The sequence below is a fragment of the Paenibacillus sp. p3-SID867 genome, assembly GCF_025142895.1.
Classification (GTDB): domain Bacteria; phylum Bacillota; class Bacilli; order Paenibacillales; family Paenibacillaceae; genus Paenibacillus_AQ.
Genome location: NZ_JAMBDM010000022.1, coordinates 34,912 through 60,561, shown reverse-complemented (window position 1 = coordinate 60,561; position 25,650 = coordinate 34,912). Strand labels below are relative to the sequence as shown.

At 50.6% G+C, this 25,650-nt stretch carries 15 protein-coding genes; 5 read left to right on the top strand and 10 right to left on the bottom strand.

Features of this window, described 5'->3' with window-relative positions; genetic code table 11:
• The first annotated feature begins 17 nt into the window (after positions 1–17).
• The 5 genes from M4D81_RS29685 to M4D81_RS29665 all read left to right on the top strand — a co-directional run bounded on the left by M4D81_RS29685 (position 18) and on the right by M4D81_RS29665 (position 10,453).
• The gene (locus M4D81_RS29685) at positions 18–1,661 is read left to right on the top strand and encodes a DUF4091 domain-containing protein (RefSeq protein ID WP_260069122.1); all 1,644 of its coding nucleotides are present in this window, start codon (positions 18–20) and stop codon (positions 1,659–1,661) included.
• Positions 1,662–1,716: 55 nt separating this feature from the next.
• The gene (locus M4D81_RS29680) at positions 1,717–3,486 is read left to right on the top strand and encodes a glycoside hydrolase family 35 protein (RefSeq protein ID WP_260069095.1); all 1,770 of its coding nucleotides are present in this window, start codon (positions 1,717–1,719) and stop codon (positions 3,484–3,486) included.
• Between the two features lie 39 nt (positions 3,487–3,525).
• Entirely contained in the window at positions 3,526–8,832 is a 5,307-nt protein-coding gene (locus M4D81_RS29675) for a polysaccharide lyase family 8 super-sandwich domain-containing protein (RefSeq protein WP_260069094.1), read from the top strand.
• Positions 8,833–8,851: 19 nt separating this feature from the next.
• A complete protein-coding gene (locus M4D81_RS29670; RefSeq protein ID WP_260069093.1) occupies positions 8,852–9,973 on the top strand; it encodes a glycoside hydrolase family 88 protein in 1,122 nt (373 codons plus the stop codon).
• Between the two features lie 282 nt (positions 9,974–10,255).
• Positions 10,256–10,453, top strand: a complete 198-nt coding sequence (locus M4D81_RS29665) for a DUF6366 family protein (protein WP_096773700.1) — start codon at positions 10,256–10,258, stop codon at positions 10,451–10,453.
• An 823-nt stretch (positions 10,454–11,276) separates the two neighbouring features.
• On the opposite strand, the gene M4D81_RS29660 is transcribed toward M4D81_RS29665, so the two are convergent.
• The 10 genes from M4D81_RS29660 to M4D81_RS29615 form a co-directional block, all read right to left on the bottom strand.
• A complete protein-coding gene (locus tag M4D81_RS29660) occupies positions 11,277–12,656 on the bottom strand; it encodes an extracellular solute-binding protein (protein WP_260069121.1) in 1,380 nt (459 codons plus the stop codon).
• A 39-nt stretch (positions 12,657–12,695) separates the two neighbouring features.
• Positions 12,696–13,565 carry a carbohydrate ABC transporter permease gene (locus M4D81_RS29655; protein ID WP_071220686.1) on the bottom strand — a complete coding sequence of 290 codons (870 nt, stop codon included), beginning with the start codon at positions 13,563–13,565 and terminating at the stop codon, positions 12,696–12,698.
• 61 nt (positions 13,566–13,626) lie between these two features.
• Complete coding sequence (locus tag M4D81_RS29650; protein WP_260069092.1) at positions 13,627–14,577, bottom strand: carbohydrate ABC transporter permease; 951 nt, start codon at positions 14,575–14,577, stop codon at positions 13,627–13,629.
• Between the two features lie 276 nt (positions 14,578–14,853).
• The gene (locus M4D81_RS29645; RefSeq protein WP_260069091.1) at positions 14,854–16,527 is read right to left on the bottom strand and encodes a ribonuclease J; all 1,674 of its coding nucleotides are present in this window, start codon (positions 16,525–16,527) and stop codon (positions 14,854–14,856) included.
• Positions 16,528–16,729: 202 nt separating this feature from the next.
• On the bottom strand, positions 16,730–17,413 hold the full coding sequence (locus tag M4D81_RS29640; RefSeq protein WP_260069090.1) for a DUF554 domain-containing protein: 684 nt from the start codon (positions 17,411–17,413) through the stop codon (positions 16,730–16,732).
• A 70-nt stretch (positions 17,414–17,483) separates the two neighbouring features.
• The gene (locus M4D81_RS29635; RefSeq protein ID WP_260069089.1) at positions 17,484–18,299 is read right to left on the bottom strand and encodes a MerR family transcriptional regulator; all 816 of its coding nucleotides are present in this window, start codon (positions 18,297–18,299) and stop codon (positions 17,484–17,486) included.
• A 193-nt stretch (positions 18,300–18,492) separates the two neighbouring features.
• On the bottom strand, positions 18,493–19,275 hold the full coding sequence (locus tag M4D81_RS29630; protein WP_260069088.1) for a hypothetical protein: 783 nt from the start codon (positions 19,273–19,275) through the stop codon (positions 18,493–18,495).
• Positions 19,272–20,090, bottom strand: coding sequence for a PHP domain-containing protein (locus M4D81_RS29625; protein ID WP_260069087.1), 819 nt, complete (start codon positions 20,088–20,090; stop codon positions 19,272–19,274). Before M4D81_RS29625 ends, M4D81_RS29630 begins: the two co-directional genes overlap by 4 nt.
• 266 nt (positions 20,091–20,356) lie before the next feature.
• The gene (locus M4D81_RS29620) at positions 20,357–23,575 is read right to left on the bottom strand and encodes a glycosyl hydrolase (RefSeq protein WP_260069086.1); all 3,219 of its coding nucleotides are present in this window, start codon (positions 23,573–23,575) and stop codon (positions 20,357–20,359) included.
• Between the two features lie 24 nt (positions 23,576–23,599).
• Complete coding sequence (locus M4D81_RS29615) at positions 23,600–25,603, bottom strand: glutaminase family protein (protein WP_260069085.1); 2,004 nt, start codon at positions 25,601–25,603, stop codon at positions 23,600–23,602.
• Positions 25,604–25,650 lie beyond the last annotated feature (47 nt).

Below are 25,650 nucleotides of genomic sequence, written 5' to 3'. Positions count from 1 at the left end.
ACTATACGGCAGACCAGATGGAAACGAAACTGGTCAGCTCGCTGGTCAAAGTGTTTGCGGATGAGGAGCTGCATGCGCCCGTTCATGCATCGGGCTCTGCATTGCGTGGCGAAACCTATTCTTTTCAGGTAGCCTATCGTTCCAAGGTGCACATGAGATCGCTGCAGGTTCAAGCGGAGTCCGAGCTGCTGCCAGACCTGTCCATTCGTACCGTGGAATTATCCCCTGCGAACTTTGTCAACTATGCCGATGCGGATGAATTTGTGCTGCGTTCCACCCCGGGATTGTACCCTGACCCGCTTTTTCCGCTGGATGCTGCGCGCGGATTGACGGGTTACCCGCACCAGTGGCGTGCTCTTTGGGTCGCCGTGGAGGTGCCTGAGCAAGTAGCGGCAGGCTCATACGATATTGCCGTCAAAATCAGCGACGGCCAGGGGAATGTGTTGGGTGAAGAAACGTTCAAGCTGGAAGTCATCGCAGCGGAGCTTCCGGAACAGAGACTGCTGCACACCGAGTGGTTCCATGTGGATTGCTTGTCGACCTATTATAAGACGGGCGTATTCAGCGAACGGCATTGGGAGCTGATTGAGCAGTATATTGAAACCGCGGTCAAGCACGGCATGAATATGATTCTGACCCCGCTCTTTACCCCGCCGCTGGACACCGAAATCGGGGGAGAGCGCCCGACGGTTCAGCTGGTGGATGTGGAACGGAAGTCGGGAGTCTATCGGTTCTCTTTTGAAAGGCTGAAGCGCTGGGTCGAGGTATGTAACCGCACAGGCGTGAAATATTTGGAGTTCTCCCACCTGTTTACGCAGTGGGGAGCGAAGCATGCGCCGAAAATTATGGTGGACGTGGACGGCCAGCATATCCGGCTGTTCGGATGGGAAACGGATTCCAGGGAGCCGGAATATACCGCCTTTGTCACGGCATTTTTGCAGGAGCTGGTGCAATTCATCGAGGACAACTCGCTGACGGACCGGGTGTTCTTCCACGTGTCGGATGAGCCGAAGCCTGAGGATCTGGACACTTATCGCGCCGCCAGTGAGCTGGTGAAGCCGATTCTGAAGGACTTTCCGATCATCGACGCTTTGTCGGATTTCGAGTTCTACAAGAGCGGGCTGATCGAGCAGCCGATACCGGCCAGCAATGATATCCAGCCATTTTTGGACAACGGGATCGAAGGGCTGTGGACGTACTACTGCTGTGCCCAATATAAGCTCGTATCCAACCGTTTCTTCCATATGCCATCCTCGCGCAACCGTGTGCTGGGCATGCAGCTGTACAAGCTGAATTTGAAGGGCTTTTTGCATTGGGGATATAACTTCTGGTACGCACAATTCTCGAAATATGCAATCAACCCGTTCCAGGTGACCGATGCCGGCGGAGGGTTTCCGGCAGGCGATCCGTTCCTGGTCTATCCCGGCGAGGAAGGGCCGATTGAATCGATCCGGCTGGAAGTGCTGACCGAAGCGCTGCAGGATCTGCGGGCACTTGAGCTATTGGAGCGGAAGCTGGGGAGAGAAGCGGTCGTTGCGATGCTTGAAGAAGGGCTCGAGGAAGAAATTACGTTAAGTGTTTATCCGCGGGAAACCGAATGGTACATCCAAAAACGGGAACAAATCAATACCATGATTCGTGACAGCATGATGAACGCATAAGCGCGGTTTGGAACAAAAGCTATCAGCTGATCATGAGCAGAAGGAGCGAACATCGATGACATCATTCATGATACAAGGTGACCAATTCGTTATGGACGGCCAGCCGATCCGGCTGCTGTCCGGAGCTATACATTATTTCCGTGTCGTGCCGGAATATTGGAAGGACCGCCTGCTCAAAATGAAGGCTTGTGGCTTCAACACGGTGGAAACCTACGTGGCCTGGAATATGCATGAGCCGAAGGAAGGGCAGTTCAATTTCACCGGGATGGCCGATATCGTCAAGTTTATAGAGACAGCAACGGAGGTAGGGCTATATGTCATTATCCGTCCGAGCCCGTATATTTGTGCAGAGTGGGAGTTTGGCGGAATGCCGGCATGGCTGCTGGCGGATGAAAGCATGCGCCTGCGGTGCTACGACCCGAAATTCCTGGCGAAGGTCGATGCTTATTATGATGTGCTGCTGCCGAAGCTGAAGCCGCTGCTGTGCACCAACGGCGGGCCGATCATTGCCATGCAGGTGGAGAATGAATACGGAAGCTACGGCAATGACCTTAAATATTTGGAATATTTGAAGGAGGGCATGATTGCCCGCGGGATGGACGTCTTGTTGTTTACATCCGACGGCCCTGAGGATTTCATGCTGCAGGGCGGCATGATTCCAGGCGTGCTGGAGACGGTGAACTTCGGTTCGCGGACGGAGGAAGCCTTCGAAAGCCTCAAGCAGGTGCAGCCGGATAAACCGCTGATGTGCATGGAGTACTGGAACGGCTGGTTCGACCACTGGAACAAGCCGCATCATACGCGCGATGCCCAGGATGCGGCGAACGTGTTTGAAGATATGCTGAAGGCCGGCGGTTCCGTCAATTTCTACATGTTCCATGGCGGCACGAACTTCGGGTTTTACAACGGGGCCAACAACCACGGGACCTATGAGCCGACGGTGACCAGCTACGACTATGACAGCCCGCTGACCGAATGGGGCGATATTACCGAAAAGTATGTGCTCGTGAAGGAGACGATCGAGCGGTATTTTGAGGTGGAGCCGCTGTCGCTGCCGGAGCCTGTCCGTAAGCAAAGCTACGGTTCCGTAGAGCTGAAGCCGGTGGCCCCGCTCTTTGATGTACTGAACGTGCTCTCCGAGCCTGTTCAGCGGACCTGCCCGGAGCCGATGGAAAAGCTGGGGCAGGATTACGGCTTTATTCTGTACACGACACAGGTTTCCGGTCCCAGAAAGCAGTGCTCGCTGGAGCTGCAGGAGGTGCATGACCGGGCGCTGGTATACGTCAATGGCGAATACAAGGGGGTTATCGAGCGCTGGGACCCGAAACCGATCGAGTTTGAGGTTCCGGAAGGCGGGGCCGAGCTGCGCATTCTGGTCGAAAATATGGGCCGGACCAACTATTGCCCGTACTTAAGGGACTACAAGGGGATCACCGAGGGCGCCAGACTGGGCTTCCAGTTCTTGTTCAACTGGACCATCCATACGCTGCCGCTGGATAATCTCGGCTTGCTGAATGAACGCGCTGCCGATCAGCCGGCAGAGGCGAGTAGTCCGGCGGAAGGACCAGCCTTCTATAAAGGCAGCTTCCATATTGCGGACGAGGCAGATATTGCCGATACCTTCCTGAAGTTTGAGGGATGGACCAAAGGCGTTGCGTACGTGAACGGCTTCAACCTGGGACGCTATTGGGAGGCCGGTCCGCAAAAGGCGCTGTATGTACCCGCTCCGCTGCTTCGGGCGGGCGATAACGAAATCATGGTATTTGAGCTTCACGGAACTTCACAACAGCAGGTTATGCTTCAGGATCATGCAGAATTAGGTTAGCACTACTATACTTAGCTTCAGACGAAAAGGAGCGCACTTATGGATATCAAAAAGAAACAGATATCAATCATAGTAGTATTCTGTATGACGGTTCAGCTGGTTTTTGCAGGTTTGCCCATGTTGAATGGGCAAGCCCACGCCAGCACGCAGATTGATTCAACGGCGAATTTGGTCGTTAACGGCGGATTCGAGAACGGGGGACTGACGCCGCACACGGACTGGACGGGAGGCAAGCCTGAGGGCTGGAGCGTCTGGAAGCCGACGCCCGGCGGACAGGTATCCGTCACGGAGGCCGTTTATCTCACCGGCACCCGCGCTGTAGAGATCAAGCATGATGCGGCCTCGAGAACATCGGTTTCGCTGAGCCCGCTGGCCCCTGTCACGCCGGGGCAATCGTATACGATGCAGGTTTGGCTGAAAACGGACAATGTTCAGCCTGCCGATGCCGGCAAGGGCATGTACATTCGTACACAGTTCTGCGCGGAAAGCGGCGCCAAGATCCAGGACGGACCGAGCATTCCTTTTGTAAAGGGGACTACCGACTGGACACTGTATGAAATGAACATCAAGATACCTAACGATGCCCAGATCACAAGATTCAAAATTGAAGCACTGCTAGAGGCGGGGACGGGAACCGTCTGGATGGATGATGTCTCCCTGGCTCCAGTGAAGGGCATCACCGCACTGGATCTTTCTCCGAAATCGGCGAACATGAAAAAAGGCGAGACTTTGCAGCTGACACCGGTTGCCACACCGGCAGGCGAGCCGCTTGACGGTCTGGTCTGGAGCTCCTCCAATCCCGCAGTGGCTTCCGTTCAGAACGGACTGGTCACCGCAGCCGATCACGGATCGGCAGACATTGAAGTCCGTACCAGCGACGGGAAACACTCCGCACTGAGCCGGATCAACGTAGAATCGGAAGCCCAGCTGCAGGCGTATGATCTAGTCCGTCAGAAATGGGCATCCAAGCTGGCCGGCGGCTCCGGCATCGACCGGAATGATCCCGATGTCGCTGCGAACGTGGAGGCACTGGTGAAGCGGATGACAAATCCGGAGATAACGGGAAGATGGGACACGATGAACAAGGCCGCTGATCCCGATGCCCTATGGCCGGATGTAATCAGCAAAACCCAAAACGATTCGTGGCGCATTTCGTGGGCCTACGGCATTGTCCGCGATCTGTCGCTGGCCTATTCCATCGAGGGCTCCTCGCTGTATAAAAACGAAGAGCTGAAGCAGGATATCGTGCGTGCCATGGACTGGATGTACCGGCACCATTACAACCCGAGCAAAAATATTACCGGCAACTGGTGGGACTGGGAAATCGGCACGCCCCAGGAGATCATGAACATCCTGTCCCTCATGTATGACGCGATTCCACCGGCGATGCTGGATCAATATATGGCCGCGATTGACAGGTTCGTTCCTGATCCGAAGAAGCGCGTAGCCAATTCGGCGGCCGTTGAAACCGGTGCGAATCTGCTCGACAAGGCCTTGGTGGTGACCTTGCGGGGCATTGTCGGCAAGCAGGAAGCCAAAGTGCTCCAAGGCAGAGATGCCATTAATAATGAATTTTTGTACGTGAAGCAGGGGGACGGGCTCTATGAGGACGGTTCTCTTGTACAGCATAAAAATATAGCCTACACCGGCGGCTACGGAGCCGTCCTGCTCGGGCGCATGGCGGATTTGTTCTTCCTGTTCGAAGGCTCCCCATGGCCGATCACGGATCCGAATGCGGGCAATGTTTACAACTGGGTGGAAGATTCCTTTGAGCCGTTAATTTACAAAGGGGCCATCATGGATTCGGTGAAGGGACGCAGCATATCCCGGGCTGCCGATTCGGACCATATTACCGGGCGCACAATCATCATGACACTGCTCCGGCTTGCGGAGTCCGCTCCGGCCGATCAGGCGGCAAGAATCAAAAGCATGGTGAAGGAATGGGCGCTGACGGACACGACGTTTGACAACTATTATGCCGGATTGCCGCTCTACGAGTTGAACCTGTTAAAGAAACTGATGCAGGATCAGAGCATTGCCCGGCGGGGTGAATTGGTTCATACCCAGATGTTTGCAGGCATGGACCGCGCCGTGCAGCTCCGGCCGGAGTTCGGGCTTGGCATCAGCATGTTCTCGGACCGCATCTCGGCTTTTGAATACGGCAATGGCGAGAACAAAAAGGGCTGGTATACCGGTATCGGCAAGACAAGCCTGTACAACAATGATTTAAAGCAATTCAGCAATCAGTACTGGCCGACGGTTGACAGCTATCGACTGGCGGGCACGACGACGGACGGTTCTTATAAGGCCCCGGCGGAATGGGGCTATTACATGAATCCTAAGGATTGGGTCGGCGGCTCGGTCCTGGATAACTACTACGGTGCCGTAGGCATGGACTTTTCCTTGTCCGGCAGCACGGGAAGCCCGCTGCAGGGCAAGAAATCATGGTTCCTGTTTGACGACGAGATGGTGGCCGTTGGTTCGGACATTGCCAATACCTCCGCCAAATTGACGGAAACCATCGTTGAAAACCGGCAATTAACCGAAACGGGAACGAACCGGCTCATCGTGGATGGCCGGGAAATGCCGTCCCAGCTTGGCTGGCAAGAGAAGATGGCCAATGTGAAGTGGGCTCACCTGGAAGGAAACGTAGCGGGCTCGGATATCGGATATGTCTTCCCATCCGGGCAAGAAGTGGCAGGAAATCGCGAAGCCCGCAGCGGCTCCTGGCGGGATATCCACACCAGCGGCCCGACGGATGTCATTACCCGCAATTATTTGAGCCTGGCTGTCGAGCATGGCGTCTCGCCTGAAGCAGGGTCATACGAGTATGTGCTGCTGCCAGGCAAGACACCGGAGCAAACAGCGGCGTATGCCGTGAACCCTGACATTCAGGTGCTGGCGGCGAACGAACGGGTTCACGCCGTTAAGGAAGTGAAGCAAAACGTAACCGGCATGAACTTCTGGAAGGCCGGTGCCTTCCAGCACGTAAAAACCGATAAACCGGTGTCGGTGATGCTGAAGGAAAGCGGCGACCTGCTGTCGGTAGCGGTAGCGGAGCCGACGCAGAAGCAGGGCACGGTGGTGGTGGATATCGGCAAGATCGGCTTCGAGGTCATGTCACAAGATCCAAGTGTAACCGTGATGCAGACATTCCCTTATACCCGCCTTGCGATCGATACGCAGGGCACGGCCGGGAAGACGCATGCCATCACTCTGAAGATCGATCCGAATCAAACGATCAGCCTGGAAGGCTCGGGGCCGGCGGCTGGCGCGGTTGTCAACGTGCCGGTAGCGGAGGATACCTTCGTCCGTGACGGCAGCCTGGCCGGAACGAATCAGGGGAACAAAATGGTTTTGGAGGTCCGCGAAGGCGGTGCCGGCTATACCCAGCGCTCCTTCCTCAAGTTTGATCTGAGCGGGATTGCAGGGGAAGTGGAGTCCGCTCGTTTGAAGGTGCACGGAGCGATCAACGGCAATACGGATACGACGACAGCTGTCATCCGTGCCCATCGGGTTCAGGAAGACAGCTGGAAAGAGATGGAGATGCTGTGGGGCACTCAGCCGCGCTATGAAGAGGCCATCGCTTCGATGACCATCGGCAAGCAGCAGAATTGGCATGAACTCGATGTGACGGCTCAGGTTCGGGCAGAGGCAGCAGGGGATAAAACGCTGAGCCTGGCCCTGATCGAGCAGCCGCAGAACGCTAAGGCCTGGAATATGCAAATCAAGAGCAAAGAGCAGGGCCAGCAGGCACCTTATCTTGAGGTTGAATTGAAAGGGGCGCCTGCCATCGTTGTAACGGAGGTGGCGGTTACGCCGCCAAGCGCCACGATGAAGCAAGGCGAGCAGGTCACGCTCACGGCAGCAGTGAAGCCAGAGAACGCGCAGAATGCTCAAACCGTATGGTCGATGACGGCCACTGATCGAAGCCTGGCTTCACTGCAAGTGAGCGGCGGCCAAGCGGTTGTAACGGGTTTGCAGCCAGGCACGGTAGAGGTGAAGGCTACCGCTGTGGATGGCGGGGTCCAGGCATCCGCGACGATTGTGATTGAAGCCGCGGCTGGCAATCCGGAACCGAACCCGGGTCCGGGGCCAAATCCGAACCCAAACCCAAACCCGAGCCCAGGCTCGGGCTCGGGTTCAGGGCCAGCACCAACGCCTTCACCAAATCCGGTACCGCAGCCTTCTTCAGGTTCCCATGCGGTTAAGGTGCAAGAATTGCTTGGCGATAACGTTGCGATAGAAAGCACAGAGAAGCAGTTAGCTGACGGCCATATCCGCGTTGCGGCGGCCGGCGAGACATCACAGCTCCGCCTGACACCGGCGGCTGTATCCGGCCTGCTGGCATGGAATCGCGGCGCTACGCTCGAGGTGGAAGGGGAGGGTCTGTCCTTCAAGCTCCCTCTCGATAAGCTGGCTCAGCTTCAAGGCGGCCAGTCCGTGACACTTGGGCTTGCAGCTCCCTCTGAAGTGACGGCTGCCGCAGTCGAGGATCAGCTGCACCAATTGGGTGCAGCGCTGATCCGTGTCGCCGGCCGAGCTGTCGCTGAAGGTGTGGCGCAGCCGGGTGCACAGGCCCAGCCGCTGGATACTGGCAAGCTGGCCATGAATTTGAGTGCCGATACAGCCGGAAAGCGTGCGCAACTGGCACTTGTCCGCTATGACAAGGAGCGCGGTGCGCTGGTGCCTGTGCTGGCGCAATGGAAGGCAACGGACAACAGGGCCGAAGCCAGCTTCCAGGGCTTGCCGGGCGAGACGTACCTCGTTATACAATACGAGAAGACGTTTCCGGACATGGAGCAGCACTGGGCAAAACAGGATGTGGAATATCTTGCCTCGCAGCTGATTATGCAGGGCAGGACGGCTGAGCAGTTTGAGCCGAATGCCGGTCTGGCGCGAGCGGAAATGGCGGCATTGATCGCCCGCATGCTGGATTTGAACGCGAAAGGGGCATCCCTCCCCTTCAAAGATGCAACCGACATTCAGGGGAAATGGTATGAGCATGCGGTGCTCCAGGTAAATGCAGCCGGAATGATGTCAGGGTATCAAGATGGGGCTTTCCGGCCGAAGGATTTCATCACGCGCCAGGAATTGGCGGTTATGGCCGCCCGCATTATGAATCAGACTCAGCCGGGCTGGAGCAAAGACGCTGAGCCGTCGGTGCTGGATCGTTTTGCAGACCGGGAAGAGATCGCGAAGTGGGGCGAGAAGGAGGCCGCCGCAATCGTGAAGAGCGGCATCATGCAGGGAGATCGCCAGCAGCAATTCAACCCGCAAGCGATCGTCACCCGCGCTGAGGCAGCTGCCATTTTGAGCCGTATGCTGAATCAGATGAATGGATAGATGGAAAGGGAGTAAGGACGTGTGGAAACAGGCAATTGAGGATGCATTGATCAAAATCAAAAACAACGTGGAGCGTTTCGGAGATCGCTTCCCGCATGTCAGCGTCAATGGAAAATATGAGTTAAACAACAATGAGGATTGGACAAACGGCTTCTGGAGCGGCATGCTCTGGCTGGGCTATCAGCATTCCGGCGACGAGGCTTACCGCGAAGCTGCACGCCGCACGGTGCAAAGCTTCAAACGACGGATGGAGCAGCACATCGTGCTTGACCATCACGATATCGGCTTTCTTTATTCACTGTCCTCCAAGGCACAGTGGATCGTGGAGCGCGACGAGGAGGCCCGGCAGCTGACGCTGCAGGCGGCCGATGTGCTGTTGCGCCGCTGGAGAGAAAAGGGGCAATACATCCAGGCATGGGGCTTGCCGGACGACTCGCAGCATGCAGGGCGCATGATTATCGATTGTCTCCTGAATCTGCCGCTCCTGTTCTGGGCTTACGAGCAAACCGGGGATGAGCGTTACCGGCAAGTCGCTATTCGGCAGGCGGATCAAAGCTGCCGCTATCTCGTTCGGGGGGATGACAGCTCTTATCATACCTTCGTGTTTGATACGGAAACGGGTGTGCCGATCGGCGGAGCAACGCATCAAGGCTATACCAACGGCTCGACCTGGGCCCGCGGCCAGGCATGGGGCGTGTACGGGTTTACGCTTGCTTACCGATACACCGGGGACAAGCTGTACCTGGATACGGCCAAGCGCATGGCAGCTTATTTTCTGGAGCAGCTGCCGGAGGATCATGTGGCTTATTGGGACTTCAATGCTCCGGTGGATGCAGCGACCTACCGGGACAGCTCGGCCTCTGCCATCGTGGCAGCCGGCTTGATTGAGCTGCTGGAGCATATGGATGCGGAAGATCCCCAGCGCGCCGGGTTTGAAGAGAAGCTGAAGCTGTCCATGACCTCCCTTGTGCGGAACTATTCCACGTTGGGCGAGCCAGAGGCTGAAGGGCTGCTGAACCACGGCTCCTATTATGTGCGAGGGAATGTGGCTCCCGACGATTATATGATTTGGGGCGATTATTACTATCTTGAAGCGCTGGTGCGGATGGATAAAGGAATCAAAGGATATTGGTACGAATAATGGACAATCAACGCTTGCTGGATCTGGAAGCAAAGAAACTCCTATCTCCTTGGTCCGGTTGAAACCGAAGAAACCGTCCCGAGCGTAATGCGGTATGCCGGCGAGTATTGAGATGAAACGACGGGCCTGCAGTACCTAACAGGAGGCAGGATAGTTTAAGATCTATTCAATGTTCATTTAAATCCCATTAAATAACATAAAAATGTTATTATTATACTACTTCATCGATAAATTGGTATTGGATATCTAATTAAAATTATTAACCTAGGGGGTAGGTAAACAATGAGCAAAGATTATGAAACTCCTGAAAGAACAAGAGAAAGACTAAGACAAGAAGAATTGGAAAATAATCCATTTGGTCATATGAATCCCGGAAATAGTAGGGCTCGGTATAGTATAGTCGATTTAGGTTGGAAAGGCACTTTAGTATTAACTATTGTTATTATTGTCGGTCTTATAGTTGTTCAATATTTTTATTAATGGTTTTAATATTTGAGAAAGCCAAAATTTGGTCCCATTGAAAGTCGCTATTTGAGCGGCTTTTTTATGGTTCACAATTGATTGACATATGTACAAAATACGAGTTTTGTGAAACAGATGTTAAGTAAAAACGCTAGTTTTTAATCACACTTTCGGTTTGTTTTATTTCTTAACTTCAACTTTCAGTTCATTCGTTTAAGCTCATTTGAATTGCTGTTGAATCCTAGGTTTAATCAATCATCATAAATATTCATTTTTCAATAAATCTTAATTCGTCTGATCATCCAGATTCTTTCACGTTAAGTTATCATTTACACCGTTTATGGATTTATTTATTGAACATTCTAGATTTGATGTGCATTTATTGTTTGTTTCTTACAAAGCTTGAGTCCATAAGCATTTTAACCCCTGAACTCATAATCATCACTAGCTGAACATTGTTATCCTTGTTATTTTTCACGTTGCCTCCCTTCTATATTCTTATTATTTACCATTTATTGTTATTTTATGTGATTTCAATATCTATTTGCTTTGAACTCCATGATCGCCTTATTCGGAATGATCTAGATACGAAATATCACAAAAAAACCGGCCATATAGGTCGGTTTTTTTTCCGGGCAGCATCGAGATCATGCACGTTTTACATAATACTGGAATATATTATGTTGTTTGACTCATATAATCATCATGATTAGTCCCGTCTCTGCAGGGATAAGATTACCAAAGGTTTTCTAAAGTCTTCTCATGCGGCGGAAAACCCGCGATTCCGTAGACTTTACGTTTCAACCACGCCAATACGCACCCAGTGCAGTCCCCTCCTGCTTTACTTCAGATTTGCCGACCATTTCTCAGCACGAGCCTGCAGATCATCCAGAAACTTCTGAATATCCGGTGCGTTTCCGGATGCAGCCTGGCTTATAAATCCGTTAATGGCTGGAGCGATATCGCTCATGTAGAACGGATTGGCTTCATCCATGAGCTCCGAGTGGCCAACATTTGCGATTTCGAGTGCTTTCTTGACAAATTTGTCTTCCGGCGTTACGAAATCAGCGTTTTTAAGTGTCGGAGTACTGGAGAAGTTTTCATACATATATTTTTGCGTCATGTAGCTGGTCAAAAACTTTAACACTTCCCATGATGCATCCACATCTTTTGCATTCTTTGCCATGATGAACGGGTCAACCGCAACCCAGCCTTCGCCTTTAGGCCCCATGTTCAGCACTGGCTCAAAACGGTCCAGCAGCTCTTTATTCTGCTTCGACCGGTATTCACTCATCGTTGAGCCGCCGGTGGAATCAAGGGCAATGGCGATATTGTTCTTCTCCAGTCCGAAATTTTCAGCTCCCTGGGCATTCACGAAACCTGCTGGCGGCAGTTGTGCGGCTTCTTTCAGCCATTCCAGCACTTTGACCATTTCCGGTGAATTCAAGTGCCACTTAATGTTCTTGATATCTTTCAGCGATCCTTCCGCTCCTTTGGCACCATAAGCAAGGGTTAATGCAACAAAGGTGGATCCGTTTAATGAATTGCCGCTCCAATACAGACCGTAATTGTCTTCACCGGTTTTCGGGTTTTTGCCCGTCATTTGCTTGGCTTTCTCCAGAATTTCGTCCGGTCCTGGCTGTGCCGAGAGTGTTTCGACACCCCATTCTTCAAACAGCTTCTTATCATAAATGGTCATCCGGCGGCCAAGAACGGCAGGAATCCCAAACTGCTTGCTTCCATCCGGCGACTTGGTGCTGTAGGAGTTGTTCATAATGCCTTCCAGATAAATGCTCGGGTCAAACGAAGTATCCTTTTCGATCAAGTCGTCCAGATCACGCAATAGCCCTTCCTGGTACCATTGCGATGCAAAGGCTCCCCCGGTATACAAGACATCCGCATCGCCGGAGAGCAACATAGCCGTTTGTTTGGCTTTTACGTTCTCCCAGGGAATCTGATAAACCTCCAGCTTGATGTTCGGATACATTTTTTTGAACGTTTTATCCAAATATTCGTTGAGTCCGATGGTCGGGTTACCTGTCAGCGCATCGATTCCGTTATCCAGCTGCCAGCCTGCCAGCGCAACGCGAACCGTTCCTTCCATATCCGATACTTTTTCAATTGTAACACCGCCTGTTACATCTTTTCCCGAACTGCCTGAACAAGCGGCCAATGTAAACACCAGCACGAATGACAGGATAAGCAGCACAGCTTTTTTCATCACATCAACACCCCCGCATAAATTTAGCTTTATTCTGAATTATTGCTTGATACCAGATAGCGCAATGCTCTCGATAATATAACGCTGCAGGAACATATAAACGACGATAACCGGAATGAGGCTCGTAGTCGTGGCCGCCATAATAATGGATGGCTGTTGGTTAATACCGTTGTTATACGTAAACATGGCCAATCCAATCTGGATTGTGTACTTGGCAGCCGATTTCAGGATCAGCAGCGGCCACAGCATATCATTCCATACGCCTAAGAACAGCAGAATGACCATGGTGGCGATAATAGGCGTACACAGCGGCAGATAAACCCGGCTGAATACGGTGATTTCCTTGGCGCCATCCAGAACGGCCGCCTCCCTTAGACTGCTGGGCAATTGATCGAAGAAGGCTTTGGCTAAAAAGGTACCGAACGCATAGTTCATGGCCGGCAAATAAAAAGCCAGGTAGTTGTCGACCAGTCCGAGTTTACTGAACAGCAAATATTGCGGAATCATCGTCATTTCGAACGGAATCATCATCGTGCTTAGCGCCAGCAGCAGGACGAAGTTTGCTCCTTTGAAGCGAAGCTTGGATAAGGCATAACCGGATAATAGTGCAGACAACGAGCTGATAATGATGACCCCTGCACTTACAAGCGTGGAGTTGCCGATATATCTGAACATATTGATGTTGGTGAAGGCGGCTTCATATGTTCGAATCGACGGCTCCTCCGGCCATATTTTCGGTGGGAATGAAATATTTAATCGTGCAGCCCAATCGAAGCTTGTTACCAGCATCCATAAGAATGGCACAATCATGATGAATGAACCTACCAACAGAACCAGCGTTAGGATCAGCTGTTGAAGTGTAATTCGTTTACGGCGCACAGGCTCTTTGGGTAAGGCAGAACTGCTCATAGTTACCCTCCTGTCTTCTGGAATAAGGTTCCCCTACGGACCCGAATCATGGATAATGGCGTTAGTCCAAACTGTCTTTGCGGCGGCTGAGCAGCATGAGGAACACGGTTAGGATGAGTATGATGACGAATAACAGATAGGATACGGCCGTAGCCAGCCCCATCTGTGAAGAGAGAAACGCATTTCGGTAAATATATAGCACCACGGTCATCAAGCTTCCTCCCGGATTACCAGCGGTTCCGCCGATTAACCATACATCCGTAAACCGTTTCATTCCGCCGATGGTTCCCATGATGAGCATGAACACGAAAATTGGACGCAAGTATGGAATCGTAATATACCACCATTTCCGGTAGGTACCGGCCCCATCCACTTCTGCAGCTTCATAAAGATCACGCGGAACGCTCTGCAAACCAGCCAGAAAAATAATGGTGTTGTACCCAAGCGCGCCCCATAAACTCATGAGCACGATACTGTAACGGGCTACTTCCGGGTTCGTGAACCAGCCGACGGGATCAAGGCCGAACAAACCAATCACAAAGTTGATCAGCCCTTCCTTGGACGGAAAAAACAAGAAGGAGAACAACAAGCTTGTAGCAACGCCTGACACGACATTGGGCAGAAAGTATACCGCTTTGAAAAAATTACGTCCCAGATGCCATTTCAGATTATTAATTAAGCTCGCTAAAACAAATGATAGTGCAATTCCAAGCAGTACAGACCATATCCCCATGACAAACGTATTTGAAAGCGCTTGCCAAAATAAGGAATCTTCTAATGCGTATTGGTAGTTGCTCAGGCCCACCCAGGTGCCGGATAAATTGAGCCCGGATGTCTGATGAAAACTCATAAACAGTGCGGCGAACATAGGATAAATGGCAAACACGATGACACCAACAATCAGTGGGGCGCTGAATAGATAGCCCATCCAGTCATTGCGCGTAAATCTGAACTTTCGTTTAGCCCATTTTCCATGCTCCGCTGTCCATTTCCCTTCTGGGGTGGATGACAAACCGATCCTCCTCCTTTCGTTAATAACCGGATCCATTCCGGTAATCGGACAAGACGTTCATGTCCATTCTGTAAATGGTTATGTGGACGAATCCGGATTATGTGTTATTCTTTTTTTCACAGACGTGAATGGAAGAACAACACCTTCAGCGATTCCTTATCGGCAGTGTATGCAGCGGCCCGCATCCGGGTGTATGCCTACAACGACCATGTTTCGAATCTCACTGAAAAAAGCACAGCCTGAAATAGGCTGTGCTTTTTTTATAATTCAAAAGGCTTATACCTCGATAATGATGGGCAGAATCATCGGCCTTCTCTTTGTCTCGCTGTATATGAATTTCCCGACATGATCTTTCAAGGTCTGCTTGATCAGATTCCATTGGGTGGACCCGGTTTCCGTTAAATCCTTCATGGAAGACATGACGATATCGTGGATTTGCCCCATGAATTCCTCCGAATCTTTCACGAAGATGAAACCTCTGGATATGAGCTCAGGCTTCGCTACCATCTGCTTTTCCGTTTTACTGAGCGTGGTTACGATAATAAGCATCCCATCGGAAGATAGCTGTCTACGGTCCCGCAAAACGATGTTGCCTACGTTCCCGATCATCAATCCGTCCACCAGGCTGTTGCCAGAAGGGATTTTTGGACCTAAGGAGGCCATTCCCTGCTGGATTTGGATCGTGTCGCCATTCTGAATGATGAACACATTCTCATTAGGGATCCCCACGGATTCCGCCAGCTGACGATGCTGATACAGCATTCGGAATTCACCATGAACAGGAATCAAATAATCCGGTTTCATCAAGGTGAGCATTAATTTCAACTCTTCTTGGCTGCCATGCCCGGATACGTGCATCCCTGAAGCAGAACCGGACCCATAGATGACCTGGGCTCCCAGCACATACAAATTATCGATCACATGAGCAAGGTTCCTCTCATTTCCCGGTATGGCCCCTGCAGCTATGATAACGGTATCGCCAGGCAAAATCTCGATATGGGGATGCTTGGAGTTGGCTAATCGTGATAAAGCTGCCATTGGTTCCCCTTGACTCCCCGTGCATAGCACGGCAATTTTGTCCGGTGGATAACGCTCGCTGTCGCCTGCATCAATCAGTAAGTCATCGGGGATATTTAAGTAGCCATGCTCCTTGGATACGGTAACGACATTCACCATGCTGCGGCCGAGCAGAATGAGCTTTCGCCCTGTTTCAGCGGCGGCATCGATGATCTGCTGAACACGGTTCACGTTCGACGCAAACGTAGAGATGAATACCTGCTGTTTTGCCTGTGCGAATGCTTCCAGGATATGTCCGCCAACGAGACGTTCCGAAGGCGTAAAACCCGGTCTCTCGGCGTTTGTGCTTTCGGATAATAACACCTTTACCCCCTGCTTGCCGATATCAGCCATCCGATGCAGATCCGGATATGGTCCCTTCACAGGAGACATGTCAAATTTAAAATCCCCTGTGTGAACAACATTGCCTTCGGGCGTCTGAAAGACGATACCCACGCAGTCCGGAATGCTGTGGCTGGTCGAAAAAAAAGAGGCATGGATGGCTCCCGCTTCAATGGTGGAATTTGCATCGATCGTATGGAGCTCGGAATCACGCAGAAGGCGATGCTCTTTCAGCTTGATTTTAATCAGCTCAATCGTGAGCTTCGTCCCATACACAGGGATCGGGAGCTGCTTCAGCAAATAAGGTATCCCTCCGATATGGTCCTCATGTCCATGGGTGACGATAAGAGCTCTGACTTTATCCGCATGGTCCAGCAAATAGGTGAAGTCAGGCACAATCAAATCGATACCGGGCAGGTTTTCGTCTGGGAATTTGGAGCCGCAATCAATGACCACGATATCTTGATCGTACTGAATGAAGTACATGTTCTTACCAATTTCGTTCACGCCGCCTAGCGCTGCGACCAGCAATTGATGTTCAGCTGTATTCATAACGATGAAGCCTCCTTCTCTCTATCCACCTAGTCCAATTCTTCGTTACGTTCTCCTATATTATTGAAATTGTCACAGAACTTATGCACCAAGGTAAACAATGGTTCATTCCGTGAGCATGGTATGGAAGAACAGCAGAAAACCCGCCATCCGTAGGCGGGCTATCCTTAAAATGAAGATATGGCTGAATCCGGATTTCATATTAAAAACCGAGCAGATTTTTAATCGTAATGAATATGACCGGGATCAACAACGCTGGCGTGAGATTCATGGTTTTGAAGTTCCGTATGCCCAAAATGTTAAGGCCTGAAGCAAAAATTAATATAGCGCCAATGATGGATATTTCGGTTAACAGCTCCGTTGTAATGAAGCCAGAGGCTGCGCCGGCCATTACGTACAATAACCCTTGCCAACAAAATGTGGCCACGGCGGATAGAATGATGCCAATGCCGAAGGTTGAAGCCAGTACGATGGACGTCACGCCATCCAGAATGGCATTGGTAAACAGATAAGTATGATTATTGTTCAAAGCGCTCTCGATCGGTCCGATAATGGACAATGTCCCCATACAGAACAACAGGATGGCCGTTGTTAATCCTTCAGCCAAATTTCCCTTGGCAAACCGCGACACCGCTTTTTTAAATCCCTGCTCCAGGTTCAGCTTCTCCCCGATCAGACCGCCTATGGCAAGACTTACGATGAATAAGACGGGATATTGGCTATCCGGCATATACTTCACGATCGAATTCACACCGAGTGCCATGACGGCCAAACCCATGGCCTGCATCAGGATGTCCTGATAGGTTTCGCTCATCCCCTTCTTAAATACATTTCCAATCGTACTGCCTACAACAATGGTTGTTACGTTTACAATGGTTCCTATCACAGCCGTTCTCTCCTACTAAATATGTTTTGATACAAAGAATAAACCCTCCAGCAGCTGGAGGGTCAATCGTTTATTTAGCAAGCATTTGAATTTCGGTTACGAATTGAGAGGGATCACCGGTAAGCCCGTAATCAATGTAAGTGATCTCCAACGCATCCTCGATCAGAGTGTATCCTTTTTCCTCGATATAATCCAGGAGCTTTCTATAATAAGGCGCTGCATCTTCATGTGTCCCGGCAAACCGAATCGTAATATAAGTGCCTTTGGGCCATATCTTCTCTTCGACCTCAGAGCTGCTGCGTGCCCTATCCTGCTCCACAATGACAAAAATGGAGTCATATTCATCAAATTTACTTTGCATTAAACGATTAATCGAGATCGTTAATCCTACTTTGCCAAGGAAAATGGTGGACTTCATTTTGGTGCTGTTCTCCAATAATCGGATCGGCATATCCAGATTGTCGCTTTTATGTATGTTCTGTTTGAGCAAAACCATCACTCTCTCGGGAAACTCGACTTCCCGAATTTTGTAGAGCTCTTCCTTATTCGAGGCATCTTCGATCTGCTTAATTCGGCTTTTGATCTTCGCCCGGATTCTTTGATAATCCTCAATTTTCTCTTCGGTTCTGCGCTGCTGCTCCTTGAGCAGGGTTAGTATATGGTCAATCTCCCGATCATCCAGAAAAAGCTTAATGTCCTTTAAAGGGATGCCAAGCGCCTTGAGATACAGAATGGTATTCAGCTGCTCGAATTGATCGACCGAATAATAACGGTAATTTGTCAGATGATCCACGGTTGCCGGTTTAAATAAATCAATATCGTCGTAATACCGGAGGGTGCGGATATCGATCTGAAAAAGCTTGGATATTTCACCGATCGTAAACATATCATCTCTCCTCTCCTTAACAGCCTATACCCTTCGTTAAATTTGCACAATAAAATGATAGGATATGCAACAAAATACAACCAACGTCTCTTCAGCTATATTCCGGGCATGCATCATTATACGTCGTGTAAAAAAACAAAAAGACTACCGAACCACCGGCAGTCTTCTAAATAAATCGAGTGCGAGTCGCATCCTACTGATGCTTTCCCTGTTGGTTAGGGCCTTTAGCCGGCTTGTCGTCAACGCTGACAAAGATCGGATTTGAATAAAACCACAGGTCGCCATAGTTTCGTTTATTAATTTCCGCAAACCGCTGCTCGTTGTCTTCGATGTCCGTTTTCGGATCTATGAGTGGGTCGCCATTGCTGGTTTCTCCAGCAACATTCACGCCAAGATTCGTCCCTCTTAAACGGAAGTATTGATCCTTCGTTGCGGTCGTCCGATAAGTGATGACGTTGTATCCATCCCGATCGGTCTTCCAATCCTTGCTCGTAAAACGTTTAACCACTTTCGTCGAGTCGTTGGTGCTCTTGCTGTAAGCCGCCGTACCTGGCTGCGCTTTACCTGTTACGTCGCCTGAGATCAAATCAACATGATCGACGGTTACAGGATCACCGTTGTTATTTTTGCTCGGGCTCTTGAATCGGATCGTAATTTCGATCGGGTTCCCTTTCTTCACTTGCAGGTTACTCCCCATTTCGGCCTGCTTGTTCCCGTGATGAACGCGATAATCCAGCGCGTTAATTAAATCGCCGTAGACGGAGAACGATTTACCCGAACGCATACCGTTAAGTACGCTTTGCATGTCGTTCCCATCTACCCAAGTGTAATTTTTAGCGTATTGTCCAGGCCAATATCCACTGGAGTACAAACGGTTCTCGCTGATCTCAAAATGAGAATCCGAGTTCGCAAAGTTCCAAAACTCGCGTCCTTCGCCGAGCAGTGCATCCCATACGCCGCCAACCTTGGCAATCATGTAATCAGCGCGTACGTTCGGTTTTCTGGCGTGGTTAAGTTTAGTCCGCCGCGGTCAGGCTCCATCTGATTCCCCGGCATGCCTTCCATTCCGAACACCACGTTTGGCGCAATATTGTTGAAATCCCGGATATCCGCGATGGTGTACACGGCTTTTCTGGAAGGATGGTTGAGCAATGCATAACTGCGGTTTCCATAGTTTTTCTGAAGCCATGCCAGTGCTGCTCGGGCATCTTCGGGAGTCGTATAGGCCCGGCTGTCTTGTTTATTCCAATCGGCGACATCTTTGGGATTGAACATCGCTTCATCGCGATCAGTGAACAGATACTCGAACTGACGGGCTGCCTTGAGGCTCGATTCTGAACCGAATTTACCTGATATAATACCGATTCCCACATGTTCATATGTAGGCATGTCCCACTCAAAGCCTGAGAAGATAATCTTGTTCTTGTATTTCCCTGTTTCCTGAAGCTGCTGAATCTTGGGAATCTGGTATTGAGCCATTCCCATGGAGAACGGAATAGATCCGCCGGCAAGGGGATTTCCCTCGTCGTCCCGTTTAGAGACCCTAAGATGGTCGGAGACCGCGATCCAATCCAGGCCATACTTCTGGAATCCGTTGTCCAGCAATTCCTGCAGGGATTGGCTGGCATCATCGGATTGATACGTATGCGCGTGATACTCCCCTGTCATCCATTTGCCGTTTCCTTCCGGCCTAATCTTAGCCCCATCTTCCTTTGCATGAACAATCATGCCTTGCGAAAAAATGGACAAGCTGAGCGCCAAAACCATGATGGTTTTCTTCTTTAGCTGCACTTCATGGCACCTCCAAATTGATATCGTTCGTCAAACTTCTTAAGTGTAAGCCTCCATGATGAAGAGAATGTTATCGTAAATCGTTGATTGTGTAAGAATGAAGCTCCCTATTCAATATGTCTCTATGAAAAAATATCACCCTTGAAACTTGAAATACGAAAGCTCTGCATCCTTAAGATTACATATTAAATATTATGTAAACCATTTGTATGAATGACTACAACCTAACCTCGGCTGCAGTCATTTTCAAAGCTATCCATCTAAGATTACAATCTTTTAGACAAAGTTCGACGCACCAGCTTCACCCTTCCATTCATCCCGGAAGGCAACGCAGTCTTTCCATATAAGTTCTCCAGCGTATTGGCTGCCCGGATGCTAATGTGATTGCTCCCCTGCTCAACATATGGCGTGATGTTCCAGTGATAAGGAGGCCACAATCGAATCCCTACCTCCATATCATTCACATATAAAGAAGCTGTCTCCCTTATATCTTCAGCCTCCAGCCATAATTCCTCATCTGGAGCCAAGCTAACTTGGGTCAGATCCACTTGCTGTGAGTATTCTCCCGCTCCCGCATAATAAGGATAGCCGGCAGAAGCCCAACAACCAAACATATGTTCCGGACTCGCGTTTAGCCTCATCCGATCTTCTATAACAAAGGGTCCAATCAAAAATGCAGGAAATGAAATGGCCGGCATCGGCTCCAGCAATGATACCGTCAGAATCTCAAGTTCGTTCTCGCCCGCTAATAAATGGGGGGTGATATCCACGCTAGCATAGTGTTGATCCTGCCAAGTAGAGGGCTGCAGCGCATTCTGTCTTACGCCATTCACGAAAATTTCAAGGTTGCGCCTGCGCTGCAGGAAGCCGATATGGGAAGGGATTTTCTGTTCCACATCGTCCAGAATGAACTCGATCTTCGGTGATGGGTTGATATTGGATTGATCCGGAAGCCCGCTACTACTCGGTGATTGCAAGCGATCGATCAATTTCTGCGTCATGGTAAACGTTGTACGATACGTGTTCACTTGCCCAGGCATCGTAGCGTTCATCCTGGACTGTCGGTCATTCAGCGTGACCTGCCATTGGTCCAGTAATAAAACATTAGGTTCGGGTGTCTGGAAACGCCATAGCTTATCAAGAAGGATTACATCGCCGGCTTCCCGCTCCATATCGAACATTTGTTCTATTGAACCATTTGGGCTCTCCTCAGGTACAACCGAGAGCACTCGTAGCTCTCCAGGTGCATAGGTAAGAACGGAATCGCTGGCTAACCGGCGTATTTCTCCGCTTTCCAAGCCCCATTCTTCGATTCGGTACTTCGCCTCAATTGCATCAAGCTTCATGGAAACGGAATTCTCCGACCAGTTCATCAGCCACACATATACCCGGTCCCCGAACACACGTTCCACACTAATCAAATCCTCATGTTGTCCTTCGATCAACTTCCATCGTAAAACAGGAGTTTTCCTTAATAACCCGCTTACACGTTCACACAACGAATCAATCGGATCAGGAAATGGCAGGTTCTCCAGGGAATAAAACAGAGTATACCCCTTGCCGATGGATCGTAATTCATTATGCTGCGGAGTCGAATCAAACAGCGCATGCATATGCTTCGCCAGTTCCGGATCATGATGCAAGCACTCGCTATGCCGCGGTATCGCTCCTACGGCAATAAGAGTACCGCCTTGCTTAACATACGAAGCGAGTCGTGCGGCTATGTCCTTCGACATGACCTCAATCTCCGGCATAATCAAAACCGAATATATGTTCGTACACCCGTTAAATCGTACCCCTTCTCCATCCATAAGGCTGGCTTCGCGAAGCTGAGATTCGTCTACATAGTCGTAATCAATGGATCTGCGAAGCATCCGATCCGACAGGAGCGAGAATAGAGTATCGGAAGCGGGATGTTTATTCGATTGACCGGATACGAACATATTTTCGTATACCGTATGGATAGGTGACAGCAGAAGAACCTCCGGTGTACGTTTACCGCTCGCGCCAAGCAGACTCAGTCGACCGAGATAGTCGGCAAAAGCACGATAATGCGGCCAGTGAGGCGCATGCTTGAATTCCGTCGGAGGGAAATCGGTCTTCCGATACCCGGCAAACGAGTAATAGAACGCATGCGGGATGAAGAGGTTAACGCCCAGAAATGCCATGAAGTTGGCATCCAGTCGCCGCTCTCGCATGGAATAGCCGTGACCGCTTGCGCCAAACGATTCGCAGATCACCCGTTCCTTGCTGTTCAGCTGAGCGACAGAAGCTGCCGTCTTTACCGACACGATCCGATGCGGATTCTCCTTCGTGCCGATGCCGGGCGTTAAATAATCCACGCCAGCGTAGTGAAACTGCTGCAGCACCCGGGTCTGATTGCCTTGCGATCTAGCCTGTCCCCAGACCGGCTCTTCGAGCGTATGTCCGATGTAGAGCAGTCCATGCCGCTCACACCATGAACGAATCGCTTGATGATAACCCTCAACATACCAGCGTGTTATCGTATCATAATACTGCTGCCTCGTTGACCGGCTGCCATCAGCCATGTTATATAACAAGGCGCCTAACCGCGGGATGAGATCATAGCCGTTCTCTTGCTGATACCGCTCCGCCATCCCTTCCGTCCAAGCGAAGACCATGCCCGGCAGGGTAGCGCCTACATCGTGAACTGCCGTCCGAATCGCTTCTACCCCAAAGAAACCATCGTGGATCATTAGCCCGGGTTCGTCGGTGAAAACGCCCTGAATCGTTGTGCCAAAGTATTCCTGCAAGGACTGAAACGGATCATAGGACATCCGGATGAAAGTCTGAACGGCTTCCGGATTCAACGTATCCAAGTAGTAACCTTGGGCAAACGTAATGCCTTCCGCGATTTCGCAGGACCAGCAGGCCAAGACGATATAAGAACCTCCCGCTTCCGGTGTCCATTCCTGACCCCATAAATGCGTAAGATCCTCGGCTTCATGATGGAGCAGCCACTCCCCGTCTGACTCGACGGCAGGGTAAGCCAAAATCGCAATAAGCTCATTGTGATCATAACGCGCAAAATCCAGCTTCAATCCTTGTTGTTGTCTGCTATGCGTATATCTTTTCTCTTCAACCCTTAAGTAACGCATGCGATATTCCGGATGCTGACGCGTCAGTTTGCCGCCCAGCGTTCCGCTTGGCCAATTGTCCTCATCGTACAGCCAGACAACCATATTACGTTTCTTGCACTCCAGGGTGCAGAACTCCAAAGCTTCCATAAATGCCGGTGACAGGTAAGAGGTTTGCATCCCATGACGCGCATGCAGAACAACACCTCCGACACCCGCTTCATACATCGATTGGATCTGGCTTTCCAGCTCCGGCTTCGTGAGCTCATGATTCAGGAACCAGAACGGCTGCGGGCGATAGGTGGCATCCGGATTCTCGAATTGCTGCTTCAGTTGCATTAGATCCTTATGGGCTGTTTCTTCCTGAACATTCACGTTATTCAACATGCATCACCTGTCTTATCACAGATTTCATTCAGACCGGGACATAAGCAACCGGATGAAAAACCCACCGACAACGGAGCGATTCTGGAAGTTCATCTGTTTGCCGCTAATCGTGTCATACCAATCGGTCACCGGAACGCGAGCAGAGGTTTCATTCATGAAATCCCATAAGGGCGCAATCATGGCTTCAAACTGGGATTGCTTGGCACTCATGGAGGCACACCATACCAGCCAATCCGCTTTTGTATACGTATCGCGGCTATCCAGCGGAAGGCCGTAACGATTCTGTCTCAACTTATAATAGTCCAGCTCTTGGGCAGCAACTTCTTTTGGAAACAGGTTTAATTCCAGCAGGCGATCCCACACCAGATTGTATTTCATGCTCCAGGTATCGTTTGCGCTGTCGAACGTAAGCTTATAATGATCACCTGCATCGGCCATGGATATCCACTCATTCGCCATATTCCGAGCGGCTGCAAGATAAGATGCCCCTTCCTGTAAGCCCAGCAGGTCGCACATGTATGAATACGCGGCAATGCCCAAGATCGCTTTAATGGACAAATTCGCATTATGCGCCAAATGTCCGGCAAAATCATCCGTGCACAGCTGATTATCCGGATCGAGTCCATGCTGCAGTAGATATCCCGCCCAAGCGGTAAGAGGTTTCCAGTGCTCCCGGGCAAAATCCGCATTCTCTTCATATTTGCATACCGCGGCAGCCATTAGGAGCATATTCCCGCATTCTTCGATCGGCATCTGGTATTCCAGCTTGTTCTCGCCATACACCTGGCCGTTGGCTTTGGGGTATGTTCCCACGTCATGAGGCGCAAAATCGAACGGCCAATCAGGGCTCATGGCATACTTATAAATCGGGCGCATCATCCCCTTGACCAGTTCAGGATTGTATCTCAGGAACAATGGAATCGACGGATAACTGACATCGACCGTAGCGATGCATCCGTTGCTGAAATTCTCCTTGGAAAAAAACAACACATGCCCCGCTTCATCGGCAACCAATTTATGCGCGGCTACCGCCTGTCGATACGTCAAGGCCAGGATATCCCGGTATTTTTCACCGCCTGCGGCAAGGCTCTCTGCCATCAGCTCGCGATTGAAGCTCTCACATTGCTGCATGATGACTTCATATTGGGCGGCGGACTGTAACAGCATGTCATGGAACGTCAATCCGTTTCGCTTCCAGTAAGCATCCAGCGGCTGGTTAAAATATTCGATGGCATGAATATCATCATACGCAAGCATCAGATACTCAGATTCCCATTCATCCCGTACTGGGCCCAGATCAATTTCGGCTGCCATAACGGGGGTATGATTGGATACGGCCCGCGGCTTCTGCTGATCATCTTCCGGGGGTAATTGACCGGTTCGTACATATAACTCACGGCTTGACACAGAATGAATCACCGTCTGGATGCGTTCCGTACGGGGAACCGCCAGCACCATATACCCCCAATCGATTCGGGTATCATCTCCGGCAAGCTGTAGGATCGGCTGTTCGACAGTACCCATCGCCATCATATTCAATTGTCCATCGATAACGCGATGCTCCCAGGTCACTTGCTGATCCGGTGTATTTACGCACCATTCGCCTGTAACATCGAAGTAGAGCTTCACATCATGTTCGCGCCCATCCATCGAACGAAACTGAACTGTCACATACGTTACGGGCCGGGATAACAGATCAAGATCATTCAGTAATAAAGGCGTGGTGAACTCAACTTGAAGCTCAATGCCTTCCCCTTGGAACGTATAACGGGTAGTTACCGGCTCAACCGTCAAATCGGTTTGCTGGAGAACTTCAAGCTCGGGACGTTCTGCTGAATCCGCTGCTGCTACCCTCCCCATAAATCGTCTGGGCAAGCCATCGATGATCGCAAGGCCGACCATACCTTGAATCTTGTTCGTCCAATGCCGGGTATGATCATCGTAGAGATGATCCGCCGCGGACCAGACGCTGAAGTATGGATCTACGGTAACCAGCGGTACGGATGGAGGTCTGAATTTCGTTGTCATCTGACATCAACTCCTTCATGTCTTGTTTATTCTTGATAATGCCTTCT